The organism is Clostridium frigoris, assembly GCF_018861865.1.
Lineage (GTDB): Bacteria > Bacillota > Clostridia > Clostridiales > Clostridiaceae > Clostridium_AD > Clostridium_AD frigoris.
On record NZ_JAHLDV010000155.1, the window covers coordinates 1 to 500 of the forward strand.

The 500-nt window shown below is 31.6% G+C and carries 1 rRNA gene; it reads right to left on the reverse strand.

Features of this window, described 5'->3' with window-relative positions:
- Positions 1 to 95 (reverse strand): 16S ribosomal RNA (locus KPL37_RS19575); the annotation flags it as partial.
- Positions 96 to 500 lie beyond the last annotated feature (405 nt).

Genomic DNA, 500 nt, shown 5'->3' on the forward strand with positions numbered 1-500 from the left:
ATTAACGCCTCCGAAGAGGCGAATCATCGCTCGACTTGCATGTGTTAGGCACGCCGCCAGCGTTCGTCCTGAGCCAGGATCAAACTCTCAATTTAAAAGTTTACACTTTTTAGTTGAAATGATTAATCTGCGCCAACTGTTAAGTTGAATACCAACGATTAAGTTGGTAACGCGAGCTCATTACATACTTTTTAGTCTTACGACTAAAATATTACTTTTACTAAAGTAATTGACTGGTTAAAATAAAATGTTATTTCATTTCTTTACCTATTTCTCTGTTTAATTTTCAAAGACCAATAAATGTTATATATTTGTCGCTAAGTGACTATTTTTATATTATATCAGCTAACATTATTCATGTCAATACTTTTTTGATTTCTAATATACCAAATATGATCCGTTTATGATAATGTCCTAGTATACCATTTTTGATTATGTCCCAAACAGACAAAAATATAGTGTAGAATTACCTCATAAGAATTTATAAATGAGGTGTTCGT